This is a genomic window from Martinezella lusitana (assembly GCF_900094565.1).
Lineage (GTDB): Bacteria > Pseudomonadota > Alphaproteobacteria > Rhizobiales > Rhizobiaceae > Rhizobium > Rhizobium lusitanum.
Genome location: NZ_FMAF01000061.1, coordinates 1 through 12,634 on the forward strand (window position 1 = coordinate 1; position 12,634 = coordinate 12,634).

At 54.7% G+C, this 12,634-nt stretch carries 12 protein-coding genes; 4 read left to right on the forward strand and 8 right to left on the reverse strand.

Going from position 1 to position 12,634, the window contains the following annotated elements; genetic code table 11:
• The 3 genes from GA0061101_RS37905 to GA0061101_RS37915 form a co-directional block, all read right to left on the reverse strand.
• Window positions 1–346 (reverse strand): transposase (locus GA0061101_RS37905; protein WP_208865060.1); only part of this gene is annotated, 346 nt, incomplete at its 3' end.
• A 239-nt stretch (window positions 347–585) separates the two neighbouring features.
• Window positions 586–798 carry a hypothetical protein gene (locus tag GA0061101_RS37910; protein ID WP_004125950.1) on the reverse strand — a complete coding sequence of 71 codons (213 nt, stop codon included), beginning with the start codon at window positions 796–798 and terminating at the stop codon, window positions 586–588.
• A gap of 266 nt (window positions 799–1,064) precedes the next feature.
• Complete coding sequence (locus GA0061101_RS37915; RefSeq protein ID WP_004125942.1) at window positions 1,065–1,610, reverse strand: helix-turn-helix domain-containing protein; 546 nt, start codon at window positions 1,608–1,610, stop codon at window positions 1,065–1,067.
• Between the two features lie 885 nt (window positions 1,611–2,495).
• On the opposite strand from GA0061101_RS37915, the gene GA0061101_RS37920 reads away from it, so the two are divergent.
• Both GA0061101_RS37920 and repC read left to right on the forward strand, forming a co-directional pair.
• On the forward strand, window positions 2,496–2,957 hold the full coding sequence (locus tag GA0061101_RS37920) for a DUF3846 domain-containing protein (protein WP_004125939.1): 462 nt from the start codon (window positions 2,496–2,498) through the stop codon (window positions 2,955–2,957).
• A gap of 869 nt (window positions 2,958–3,826) precedes the next feature.
• Window positions 3,827–5,125 carry a plasmid replication protein RepC gene (gene repC / locus GA0061101_RS37930; RefSeq protein WP_004125935.1) on the forward strand — a complete coding sequence of 433 codons (1,299 nt, stop codon included), beginning with the start codon at window positions 3,827–3,829 and terminating at the stop codon, window positions 5,123–5,125.
• 265 nt (window positions 5,126–5,390) lie between these two features.
• On the opposite strand, the gene GA0061101_RS37935 is transcribed toward repC, so the two are convergent.
• Window positions 5,391–5,858, reverse strand: coding sequence for a helix-turn-helix transcriptional regulator (locus tag GA0061101_RS37935; protein ID WP_004125932.1), 468 nt, complete (start codon window positions 5,856–5,858; stop codon window positions 5,391–5,393).
• 905 nt (window positions 5,859–6,763) lie between these two features.
• Between GA0061101_RS37935 and GA0061101_RS39215 the strand changes: the two genes are divergently transcribed.
• Window positions 6,764–7,072, forward strand: coding sequence for a hypothetical protein (locus tag GA0061101_RS39215; protein ID WP_135488301.1), 309 nt, complete (start codon window positions 6,764–6,766; stop codon window positions 7,070–7,072).
• A gap of 284 nt (window positions 7,073–7,356) precedes the next feature.
• On the opposite strand, the gene GA0061101_RS37945 is transcribed toward GA0061101_RS39215, so the two are convergent.
• From GA0061101_RS37945 to GA0061101_RS37955, 3 genes are all read right to left on the reverse strand, one after another.
• On the reverse strand, window positions 7,357–8,016 hold the full coding sequence (locus tag GA0061101_RS37945; protein ID WP_004125929.1) for a helix-turn-helix domain-containing protein: 660 nt from the start codon (window positions 8,014–8,016) through the stop codon (window positions 7,357–7,359).
• A gap of 418 nt (window positions 8,017–8,434) precedes the next feature.
• Window positions 8,435–9,055, reverse strand: coding sequence for a response regulator FixJ (gene fixJ, locus GA0061101_RS37950; RefSeq protein ID WP_004125927.1), 621 nt, complete (start codon window positions 9,053–9,055; stop codon window positions 8,435–8,437).
• The gene (locus GA0061101_RS37955; protein WP_184462165.1) at window positions 9,042–10,538 is read right to left on the reverse strand and encodes a PAS domain-containing sensor histidine kinase; all 1,497 of its coding nucleotides are present in this window, start codon (window positions 10,536–10,538) and stop codon (window positions 9,042–9,044) included. Before GA0061101_RS37955 ends, fixJ begins: the two co-directional genes overlap by 14 nt.
• A gap of 234 nt (window positions 10,539–10,772) precedes the next feature.
• Here GA0061101_RS37955 and hemN point away from each other — a divergent pair, with 234 nt between their 5' ends.
• Complete coding sequence (hemN, locus tag GA0061101_RS37960; RefSeq protein ID WP_004125924.1) at window positions 10,773–12,125, forward strand: oxygen-independent coproporphyrinogen III oxidase; 1,353 nt, start codon at window positions 10,773–10,775, stop codon at window positions 12,123–12,125.
• Between the two features lie 153 nt (window positions 12,126–12,278).
• On the opposite strand, the gene GA0061101_RS37965 is transcribed toward hemN, so the two are convergent.
• Window positions 12,279–12,503 carry a hypothetical protein gene (locus GA0061101_RS37965; protein ID WP_004125917.1) on the reverse strand — a complete coding sequence of 75 codons (225 nt, stop codon included), beginning with the start codon at window positions 12,501–12,503 and terminating at the stop codon, window positions 12,279–12,281.
• Between the last annotated feature and the right edge of the window lie 131 nt (window positions 12,504–12,634).

Genomic DNA, 12,634 nt, shown 5'->3' on the forward strand with positions numbered 1-12,634 from the left:
CAACAGAGCGGGTCGAAACACCCTGGATATAAGCCTCCTGGATGACCGCCGTCAGAGCCTTCTCGGCCATGCGGCGCGGCTCCAGGAAGCTCGGGAAGTAGCTGCCGGTGCGAAGCTTGGGAATGCGCAGCTCGACGGTGCCCGCCCGTGTCTCCCAATCCCGGTCGCGATAGCCGTTACGCTGGGCCAGCCGGAAGCCATTCTTCTCGCCATAGGCCGCGCCGGTCTTCGTGCCGACCTCCAGCCCCATCAGCTTCTCGGCAGCAAAGCCGATCATCTCCCGCAGCAAATCGGCATCAGCGCTCTTCTCAACGAGTGAGCGCAGGTTCATCATGTCGTCGGTCATCGGTGGTGTCCCTCAGGTTGGCTCTAAGCAACCCGACCCTACCGGAAATCACCGATGGCTATGAAATCCAGCTACACCACTCCATGGGACACGATCCCGGTACGGCTTAGCCACACTTCTGGTGCGGCATTCCACACTCCGTTACCAGCCATGCGAAAACCGCCAATTGATAGACCGACGTCGTCGAAAACTATGCCGATGCCCGTTGGATGCTTCACCACACTGGAGAGGCATTGCGATCATTTCTGTCTCAGCTGAGCAGCAATCATGTCGCGACTGGCGTTATGGATCAGCAGCGTTTCGTAAAAAACCGTCAGAATGTTTTCCGCCAATTCCGTATCCAAGTGTTGCATACGAAGGACAGTCACCTTTCGCTCCTGCCGTGAAACCTGTTCTTCACTTTCGGCAATATGGCGATTTGCGATATCAAGGTCGGCTTGAGTGAATATCATTTTGGTTTCTCCCTGAGATCGGCATCCCTGGGAAGTGGCACTCGCACTGAAGCGCTTCCCTGTGTTCCGTCGGAACCCAGTTCATCGCGGTTCGGAAGAAACGAAGATGACGCTACACTGGTGGACGCTACCAGTGACGCTCGAAACGCGTCGGGTCGGTCAATATCTTACCATAGGTAGTGCGGACAAAGCAGCAGAATACATGTTCGAGGAGTGGCCGGGAAATGTCACGATGGATTTACTTCAATTAGCGCAACGCATTTCGGTCATTTGCTGCCGTCAATTTGCTTACCAATTGCGATTTCGACACCATTGCGGCATTCAGGATCGCCTACTGTCTGGCCATCATTTTGGCCGCAGGTCTCGCCTATGCGACCTAACAAGCTGAAAACATCTCGCAGAGTCTCTTCGTCCAAGGTCCGCAACTTTTCGATTGAGGCCAATAGCAGAACCGCTTTTGCTTCAGTCCCACCCCAGAGATGGGGTGCTGCTGGCGCGATAATTTCCTCCGGAGTGGCGTCCAGAACCTCACAGAGATGAATTAGCCGGCATACCGTCAGGCGGGAGATCTTATTTTCGTAGCGGCCGTAAACCTGTTCGCTCAGCCCAAGCAGGGGCGCAAGTTTCGATCGAGGCAGTTTTCGTCTGTCGCGGGCGCCGCGAAGACTGGTGCAGATCTGTTCTTCCAGTTCGGCGCTAAGCACAATTCGCCCATCAAAAGGCTTCCGATAGACAGGTTTGTCTATGCGTGGGTCAACGACCTGCTGTAAACCGAGTTCTTTAATCCATTGCTTCAAAGATGGACCTGCCATTGCTGAGACTGAGGGTTAACGCGCAAGATCTCTTTTATACGGAAAAACGTTAAGGTTAAAACCTGTAACGTTGCATTTTTGATCATTTTTGGCGCATCTTTCTATCAAGCGAATTCGTCAAACGTGCACTAATTTCGCATATTATTATTGTTTTTCAATACATAATTGAAATCGGCACTGGTTTCTCTTGGTGCAAGAAAAAACACAATCGCACCAAATTGGCTATCGCCAGGTTACGCACCGCACTGGCATGGCGTTCCCGACCGATCCGATATCGTGAGAAACGCATCAATGCGATGTCTAGAATCTGTAGGGTGGTTTTCCTGTGGTTTTTGTTCACTGCGACCCCGAAGCGGCTCTCTGTCGCTTAGGTCTGATGATCGACATGCGGGAACGCGAGATAGGCCATCAGCCTCAGAGGGGATCGCCGAAACCCGTTCATAGATCGGCTCCTCCAGATCGTGTTTTTTTGAGGTCACAAGTCGGGACGGGCGATCGGGTTATCCAGCGCTCTCCACGCGTTACGCTTACTGAAAATTGCATACTCAGCTCAAAAAATGAGTCGACTGACATAATGCTTTCCATTTTTTTGCCGAAAAAACGCAAAATATATTTGGCTCACCTTCAAGCGTTCTCACTAAAGGTATCCTATGAAATACCAGCTCGATTCAACTGATTTCAGTACAAATCTTTAGAATTTCAGCCGACCCGGAAAGCTGTCCAGATTGCGAAACACGTGCCAAATCGGCGCGTACGGCAATTTACAACGCCCTATGAGAACAGCATATTGCGTCGCGCCGCCGCTATCTATGGTTGGTATCACAGCTCTCCCTTCTCCCTCATCTCTGTGGGCACGAGATCGCTTCAAATAGGAGGCTAAAGCAAATGAAAAATATCGTGTACGTGTTAGAGTCGGATACCGCCCGTTTTGGGGCGGTTGAGCTTCAGGATGGAAGCATTGCTCCGATCTATGACTTGATTGGTAGCAGGCTAATCGAGATGATCCGCTTTGACGATATGCACTCGCTGTTCGTAGATGAAGAAGCGTTGCGTGATGGGCTAACCGCCTTTACAATCTTTGATGGCTGTCCAAAGCCTCTGGCGGGGAAAATTGTCCTTGTGGGAGGCGACTGCGGACAACCTTATCGTGCCCCATTGATCACGATTGCGGATGCGGCGGCACGCTTCCGATGTTGCCGGCCGGTGCTCGATCCAGTCTTTGCCACGGCCGGCGATATGACGCCAAAGGGTCTTATAGTTGCCGGGGCACTGGCAAGCTTGCAAGTCCGCATTGATCGTCGCTCTCCCGTGCTCGAAGAGAGCGAAAATCGCGGTTTGATACAATAAATCCGACCGCCACGCTCGCGAAAGATCGCGCGGGCATGGCGGCAAAAGCTTAGGTATTCGGTTTCAACTCACTCACTCATTTGCCAGGCGGCAACCCCTTAATGAATTTGCTGCGGTGGCGCTGCCGCTAAATAGGCTGGCAGATCTCAGGGAACTCCGGAAAACGCGCGCACCGTTTGCAGGTCTGAGATGGCGATCCAACGCACCTCGGGTAATCATTGCTCCAGGAGATCAGATCTCAAAACCCAAAATGAGGGGATGGAGTTTACGTCGACCACGCACGGCACAATCCTCCCGCCTCTTGTGATAGCCCCCGGGTCGATGATGACCAGCTGGGAAAGCGGGCTGTCGCTATTCATCCAGCCATCCACGTTTCGCACGCTGATCCTCAACGTCAAGTACGGGAGGAGCATTGCGTTTTCGGTCAAGCGTCATTGGCTCCATGTCCGAGCATCGGCCAATTTGAGAATTTTGTCCGTAAGGCGAACCAAATTTGATCGGTCGAAACGGTATCGAAATGGCATTTAGACTTTCAAAACAATTAATAAAATCAATGCGTTAGTTTAGTCACTATCCCGCTGCGACCTCAAGTAGCAGCTCAAACTCGTACATATCTTGCGCCAAATTGATTTGTTGGGATATGCTTTTCGCGTATCGACCGCAAACATCCCGACGCGTGCGTCGGGTCTGAAATGGAGAGAAAAAACCGGCCAGAAAAAGAAAAACCGCTCCCGAAGCAATCCGGAAGCGGGTCTGTAAGAGAATAAATTAGCCAAAACCTTTGTCGCAGACCCTTCCTTCCTTGTCAACAAAAAACATCACTTTGGTGAACGGCGGAGCTTTGCCTGGTCCCGAACGGAGACGAGGACATGGAAGATATGACCACCTGCCAACGGCCGGTCGGCCGTAAGATAACGCCCCAAAGGGCTGAATTCCGGCGCTGGGCAAAATCGGCAGAAATCGGAATGGTGACGCGTGCCCAATTGGCTGTGCTTGCTCAAAATCTGACCTGCACAGGCCTGATAAATGGAACGGAAAGCCATCTGTTGCTAATATTGATCAACACCGCCCCCGCCGATACTTTCGATACGTCGGGGCGGCCAATCGTGTTCAAATCGAACCGACAATTGGCATTTGAGGTCGGGCGTTCGGCCGGCCGGGTCAGTCGAATGCTTTCCAAGCTTTTCGATCTGGGTTTGATCACGATGCAGGACAGTGGAAACTATAAGCGATATCCCGTCAGAAACAGCGATGGCGTCATAACGGATGGATGCGGGGTCGATCTTCGAATATTGGTCCTGCGATATGGCGAGCTTACTCGCCTCGTAAAAGACATCCGAGCGGAGAAGAGGGCGACCGAAGCTGCCTTGCGACGGTACCGAGGCGCCTTGCGCAATATCCGTTGTGCCCTCGCTGCTGTCGCTGATGTAAGTGCAACAATGCGCCAACGCATTGCCGACCGGGTCGAGCGCATCAGCAATTATATCGGAATTGCTGCCAAAGCATCCAACCGGATGCTGCGTCGTGCGACTGTCCTTCTTGAATGGTCTATGGACCGACTGATGCGGCTTGACCCGCGACCTCAAGACCAACTCGGCGCAGGGAAAACGACATGCGTGCCTGTCGAAAACGACATGCAGAAACAGACTACACCTCCTTATCAATCAAAACGTAGTAGTAATGTTCGAGAGGGTTCGGCTCATGTCGGACAATACAGTTTTCCAAAAGCCAGCGCCGCCAGCAGCTCGGCTTTTGAAGAAACCGCGACCCTTTGGCGAGGCTCAGTCAGCGAGCGAGAACCTCAGCGGCAGGCTCTAATCGCGCTTAAGGATGTCTTGCGGGCGGCCCCGGCCCTCGCGGAGCTTGGATGCACTCCCAAGAGCTTCCAGGAGTTTGTTCGGCTGACTCCGATGCTGTGCCGCTTCGTCGGGATCTCAGAGGATGCCCGCCGTGGCGCCGTGGAGGCAATGGGCGAACAGCAAGCAGCGGTGGCGGTGGCAGTTATTCTGGAAAAAGCAAATCGGCAGGAGGTCAGTTCGCCCGGCGGATATCTGCGCGCAATGGCCGAGCGCGCAGCCGCGGGCAGATTGTATCTTACCCGCTCGGTCTTCGGTCTGGCGGCTCGCCGCGACCTTGAGCAAAGCACTCGAATGGCCGGGCAAACTTAACTGGTGGGTCACGCTCTTAAGCGGTGCAGCGTTCTAGTCGACACTGTTCATGCGCCACGATCAAAGTGAGCGACGATGTCGGCGCATGCGGTGACCGACCGGAAAACGAGTGAGTGTGAGGTCCAGGATTCTATAGTTGTGGCGCTGGTTCCTTTAAAAAGATGATCATGAAAACCACTTTGCGGCGAGATCGCGGTGAAGACCGACGCTTTCCGTTGCCGGAGTGCCTACCAGACAGCCAAGCTTACCTGCGATTGATGTCTCATTAGCTCCCGTTATCTTGAGGCACCATACGCTTCAGCAGCCGAACGAGATCGCGCTTTGCCTCGCTCGGAAGGGTTCTGATAATTCGGTCCAGAGTGAGACGATCCTCGGCTTCCTCAGGCGTGCGCCCCCAAAGATGGGGCGCCGCTTCAAAGAGCATATCTATGGGCATAAAGCCGAGAATTTCACAGAGATGGATCATTCGGGTGACCGTCATCCTTGAAAACGCCCGCTCGTAACGTCCGTACACGGGTGTCGACAGACCGAGCATTGGCGCAAGATCCGCGCGAGCGAGGCCCTCGGCCTCGCGCGTTTTTTTTAAAAATGCGCTGATCAGTTCTTCCATATCTCCTAGCGTCGCAACTTTCCCGTCAAAACCGGGCTTGCGGTAGATCGGCTTGTCGACTTCCGGATCGGTGGTATCTACGAGGCCTCTCGCACTTTTGTAACTTTCTAGATCTTGCGTCACCGCCTGTCCCTACTTTTCAACAATCGCCGGTCAGCGTGGATCGCCGTGGACGGACTTGAACTGCTTGCCTTTGCCCCTTTGAGGTCGTCTTCTGTCCGTTCCGAGGGGAACATTGTCAGGTTATAACAACTTTAGAGAGCTTAGCCAATTTGCTTCAGTAATCCGATGCACGATGAAGTCAAATCACGGCTGCGAGATCGGCGATCTAATTTAATCAGCGACAAACGATTGCTCGCTGGGACCATTTTCAAACCACCACGATCCCCTTGAAATTCAGCGAGAATTCGCGAATACATCCTTCAAGCTCCTTTATGAAGTCAGCGGCAATCGTCATTGGTTCCGATGTGAACGGCCGAGCCAAGGGTCGGCGCATCTTCGTGTCCGCTTATATCCCATTTGGTTAGCAGGAAAAGTAGGACCGTACCCTGGTGATGATTTTCCCAGAGAGCCTTATCGGCTATCCCTCTCCGGTTGTTGCGTAAAACCAAGCGATTTGTGATGGCCGGCTTGCTCGCGCGAAGCGGACGGGATAGTGCCTGTCTTTAAATGACGGAACCGGTCGTCGAGCGCATCGTAAAGCTCGCAGAGCGTCAAAGCGAAAGGCTTACTGCGGCTTTCTGGGGGCTGGGCGGCAATCAGGGAAGCGCTCGTCTTCTCTGGTAGGTCTCGGCCATGCGGTGCCCGATTGACGCGTCAAGAATGCCCGGATTGAATCGGGGCTCGGCCTTGAACCCGACTGAATCGCGCGCCGGATCGGCATCCCCGCGCCACTGGCTTGACGATGCCGAGACGCTCAGCGGACGTGCGGCGAAGGCCGCTGAGGCTGCCGTTGAGGGCTGCGGCATCGTTCGTAACGACACCGCGCTGACCCTGCTCGCACACCGCATCGGCCTTCGAAATAGCAGGTGCGATCGATCTTGCCGGGACATGTTCCGGCTTCCGCTACGCTCGCGGACGGCGCTGTTCGCAGGCAGGGACGACAGGCCATGGTGGCGGCCAATAATCTCAGCCACCGGATCAATCCAGCCGAAGGGCGACCTCTTTTCTTTTCCAGACGCCGCCGGCGCCGGCGTCTTGAGGCCATTAGGCAATACGGAGAAGCCATTCTCGGTTTGGATCTCGCGGTGGACGACAGCCGCTACGATCTGATCTCCTTCCTGTTGGGGGCAGCACCTGGCCCCTCGCTCCAGGCATGGTGGCGGAGGGTTTCCTGATGATGATGCGGGACGGTCGTGCCGTTCAGGCCAATGCCCGAATGTCCGATGTCGTTACCAACGGGATCGGCATCGATCCACAAAACTCCTGCTGACAGGCTCTGAAGCGCGCCTGACGGAAGGTGACCGTCGTTTACGGGCCACGCCATCAGTTCCAGACAAGGACCTGAAACAAGTTGACGTGGGCCCGCAAGACAATGTCCCAGATGAAATGACACGCGGGCGCAAATCGCGATTTTCCGCCCGAAGGCCGCAACGTCCTGCATTGCACAGGTCGCGCCGAGCTAAGATAGTCCGGCAACATGGCCACAGAGCGAACGAAGTGCATCAGGCTTCCGAATGTCGACCATTCGCGCATGTCGCAGGCTGATTATGCTTTGTTCCTTCAACTCGCTCATGGCACGCGATACCGTCTCGATCGTCAAGGCGAGATAGTCCGCAATGTCCTGCCGCGACATGGCCAATCTAAACTGCCGAGTGCCTCCCAGGCGCTCGCAGAGATCCAACAAAAATGTGGCCACCCGTTCAATCGCAGACTGCCGTCCGATAAGCAGAAGGTGTTCCTGAGCACGTTCCATAGCTTCAAGAGCAAGTGCAAGGAGTTCCGGCAAATGCCGCTGCTGAGCAAGGCCCTGTTCAAACGCCACTATTCTTGTCAGGGCGAGCGCTTCGGCAAAGTAACGATGCTGAGAGCCAGCTTCGAAGCCGAACATTTCCCCCGCGACATGGAAGGAGACGACCTGCCTCCCCCCGTTGGAAAGGATGCGACATACCCGAACAGCTCCGGTAGAAACCCGATAGCACTTATCGGCGCTCCCGCCCTGGGCGTATATCTCTTGGCCGCGCTCATATGTGACGGCGATGTGCGCTCCCCCAATTTGCGGCCCCACAATTTTCGTCGGCGAGGTCCAAGGCTGTGCTGCGGGCATGAATTTCGACTGCATCTGGTATTCCCCATGTTCCGGGGCAAGATTGCCGGTTCTTATGGGAGCGATAAATTCGGTTTTATCACTAAGGGTAAACACTTAACCGGCATCTCGTGCGAATTGCCGGCGATTTATTCCGATCCCTTTCGAAGGGTGTTCATCACTAGAGGCAGCAGCTTGTCGTCGTCATAAGAAATCGTGGCGCCGCCCGGTCAGAAAATAATGCGGGCGAGTCTTTCGGCAAAGACGTCTCGACGCGCAGGATGGGCCCGCTAAGTCCGCGAAAGCGCCTCCAAAGTTGCCTTCGATTATATAATCCCGTCATCGAGCAATGACGATCAATTTAGAGTTTTTGGGAAAACAGATGCCATGACGACCCTTCCCGTTCGCAAGGTTACGGCAGGACCCCGAATGCGGCGAGATCAACACTACGAAGCTAGAAGGGCCCCATCTCCACCGCAACAGCCATACGAACCAGATGCGGGATGCTTTTTGCTCTCATTTTCGACATGACGCGGGCGCGATGAACCTCCACCGTGCGGCGGCTAATATTCAGATCATGTGCAATCGACTTGTTCGGAAGGCCGACCACGACGGCAAGAAGCACTTGGCGCTCCCTCTCGCTCAAGGTTTCGATGCGCGCTTGAATGGCAAGGCTCTCGTCGACGTTAGCGCCATTAACATGTAAATGGTCCGACGCTCGTTCGATCGCCTCAATGATAACGGCGTCTTCGCAGGGTTTCTCTATGAAGTCGACCGCACCGGCTTTCATCGCCTCAACTGCCACCGGCACATCGCCATGTCCGCTGATCACGATTGACGGAATTGAGATCTTTTTCACGCTAAGCTGACGGATGAGATCTATACCTGACATCTCTGGCATTCTGAGATCCGTAACAAGAATTCCGTTGTGGATGCCCGGCGCAAAGGAAAGAAACAAGGCTCCCGATTGATGCACCTTGACGGCATAGCCGTTCATGGTCAGCATGAAGGCAAACGATTTGCGCGCCGGCTCTTCATCATCGACAATATGGATCGTATAGTCAGTCGGTTTCACACGTTTGTCCTTCCGTATAGGCGGGAAGCGTGAACTGGAAAGTAGCTCCGCCAGCCGCGTTTCTTGAGACCGTCATTTCACCTCCATGGGCCTCGACAATACGTTTCGAGATCGCAAGGCCGACACCCATTCCACTTGGCTTTGTCGTGACGAATGGCTCGAAGAGCTCCGCGGCAATTTCTTCCGGAATGCCTTTGCCGGTGTCTTCCACGATAACGGCGACTTCATCCTCCTGCGTGGGCATCGTGCGGATCGTAAGCTCACGATGCTCGACGTGGCGCATAGCTTCTATGGCGTTTCGCATCAAATTAATGATGACCTGTTCGACCTGAACACGATCGACCATCACCATCTCGGCGCCGGGCACGTATTCGAAGACAGTCCTGACGCCTTTTTCTCGGGAACCTACAAGCGCAAGGACGCCTGCTTCCTCCACCAGCGTGCGGATATTTTCGAGGCCCTTTTCCGTTTCACCTGTCGTGACGAACTCTCTGAGATGTTTGATAATTTTTGCCGCTCTAAGGGACTGACGTTCAATCTCCTGCAAAGCGTTTCTCATGACCGTTGGGACATTGTTGTCCATGTCGCTCAAGAGCTTCGTACACCCGAAAGCGTAATTTGCGATCGCCGACAGCGGTTCGTTCAGCTCATGCGCAAGGGCGGATGCCATTTCGCCCATTTCGCTCAGGCGGGCCAATCTTGCCAATTCCGCCTGGATCCGCTGCTGGTGAGCAGCAGCCTCTTCCCGCTCCGTAAGGTCTCTTAGGAAGCCGATGAAAAATAAGCCACCACCCGATTCCAGCTGGCTCGCGGTTAACTTGAGGGGAAACGTCGATCCGTTCTTCCTGCGTCCGACAACTGCTTGATCTGCGAGAACGCGCTTTTCGCCCCTTCCAAGTTGCCGTTGCATATGGCTGCCGTGGACGGCGCGAAAAGGATCAGGCATCAGCAGTCGCAGGTTCGCGCCAACGAGCTCTTGTTCTGCATACCCGAACTGCCGCAAGACGGCGGCGTTGAAGGACACAATTTTACCGTCGCGGGTCGTGATCACCATCGCATCGGGCACTTTGTCCAATATCGATGTCAGATGCGCAGTGGGGGCAATCTCACTCTCGATGATGGCATGTCTCGTCGCCTGCAACACCTCTCCCAGACAAGCAATCAGAAGCACCGCAACGCCAAAGGAAACCAGTTCAAAGACCGTCGCGTAAGCCGCATCGCTCAGCCGCTGAACAAGGACATCAGCGCCAAGCGACATGCCCGCCGCTAGAGAAATCGGCTTTCCGCCGCCGATGATTGCGACCACGAGAATAGCGGGAATGAACGGCAATAGGGTAAGATCGTCGCTGGTGAACTGCGACAGGGCCAATCTCAGTGCGAGGACGCCGAATGGAGCAGCGGCGGCGACACTATAGGCGACGATCGGTCTGCCCCGCCACCGGACAAGCATCCAAGCGAGCCCGCCAGCGCCTTGTGAATGCATTTTGTGATCCACCAGGGAAAAAGGTACTGTCATCATGCCGAGCATCTCGCTGGCAGATCAAAACTAAGCTGAACTCTTTTCATCGAGTATGCTGCGCCTCCTTTGCCTCGGCGCCGCGATTTTGAAAATAATTCAAAGAAATCCGTCGCGCTCTTTGTTGAAGATCAAAGAGCCATGCAAAGCGTGTGCCTAGAATGGCCGCATTCTAGCCAGTACTCCGTAGAAGGATTTCGCATGCAATCGGCACTTATTGAAAAATACGGCGATGAGCGCCTACCCCGCTACACTAGCTATCCGACATCGCCGTGTTTCTCCCCCAACGTTGACGATAGCACTTATGAGAATTGGCTTAGCGCTGTCTCGCTGGAGAAAGCGGCATCGCTTTACGTGCACATCCCGTTTTGTCCGTCGATATGCTGGTATTGCGGATGTCACACCACGAATGCGCGCAATAGCCGACCGATCGTCGACTACCTGCGAATGCTGCGCGAGGAAGTACGCCTCGTGTCCGCAAGGACCGGGGCGCCGGTTAGGATCGACCATCTGCATTTTGGTGGAGGAACGCCAACGACCATCGGGCCGAAGAAAATGTTTGAGCTTATTGAGCTTCTGCACAAGCAGTTCGAGTTCACCGGTTCGGCCCAAATCGCGTTGGAGATCGATCCGAGGACGCTAGATCAGGAGATGGCGACGGTTCTCGGGGAAGTAGGGGTGCACCGTGCTAGTATCGGGGTACAGACCTTTGATCCGACGGTCCAAAGGGCGATCAACCGCACCCAAAGTAAAGAACAGACAATGGAGGCGGTTTTTAAGCTGCGCCGGGCGCGCATCGCCAGCATCAATTTCGATCTTATGTATGGCCTGCCAAACCAGACGGTTCAATCCTGCATCGAAACGGCCAAGGCAGCGATCGAGATGCGGCCGGACCGTTTCGCAGTCTTCGGTTATGCGCATGTACCTTCCTTCAAGAAGCATCAACGGCTAATCGACGAAGCCGCTCTCGCCAATGCGCAAAGCCGTATTTCCCAGGCAAAGGCAATTTCGGAACACCTTGTTGCGGCAGGCTACCGCCGCATCGGGATCGATCATTTCGCCAGGCCGCACGACAGTTTAGCAACCGCGCAGACAGACGGGCAATTGCATCGCAACTTTCAGGGCTATACGACCGATGCTTGTGAGGCACTTATCGGCTTGGGTTCGTCAGCTATTGGCCGCATGCCAGGCGGCTATGTTCAAAACGAGGTACTTCCCAATCGTTACGGAAAGCGGATCGCATCCGGCCGCTTGGCCACAACGAAAGGCTGGCGCTTGTCGGCCGAAGATCGCCTGCGGGCAAGTATCATCGAACGCCTGATGTGCGACTTGCAGGTCGACGTCCCGGCGTTGGCCGTCACATACGGTTTTGACCCACACGCGCTTCTTAACGGCAACCCCAGGCTCTCGATGCTCGAGAGCGACGGAATAATCGAAAACGCGGGCGGCATCATTCGTTTGCGAGAAGACGGGCGCTTCCTGATCCGCGCCGTTGCAGCAGCTTTCGATGCCTATGTGAGGGAATCGGGGCGCCATTATAGCAAGACGGCCTGAGGTTTCTCTTTGCAACAATGCAACGGGAGCCCTTCGGCATGTTATACCGCCGGCAAACCATCTCGTCTTAAGCGACTTGCCGGCCGGCTGGATGAAGAGTTGTTAACAGCCATCTTGCGGGATACCACAGATGAACGCAGATGGAACTCAATACTAATTGGCCGCAGCTCTTCGAGCGAGAGCCATAACGTAGTCATCTGCGATGTCGGCCAAGGTCAAAGCGACCTCCGGCTCCTTCCAACCGGCAGCGACGGCCGTCAGCACGAATTCACGGAATGCCACGGAAAGCACCTCCTCGCCCTCGATGACGCGATATGGATTATTCGCGGCATGTTGAGGGGCGCTGATCTGTATTGTTGTGGGTAGATGAGGTTCCATGAGACGTCCCCTGAAGGTTGACTTGTTGTAGACCTGTGATCGTGTCCCATGGAGTGGTGTAGCTTGATTTCATAGCCATCGGTGATTTCCGGTAGGGTCGGGTTGCTTAGAGCCAACCTGAGGGACACCAC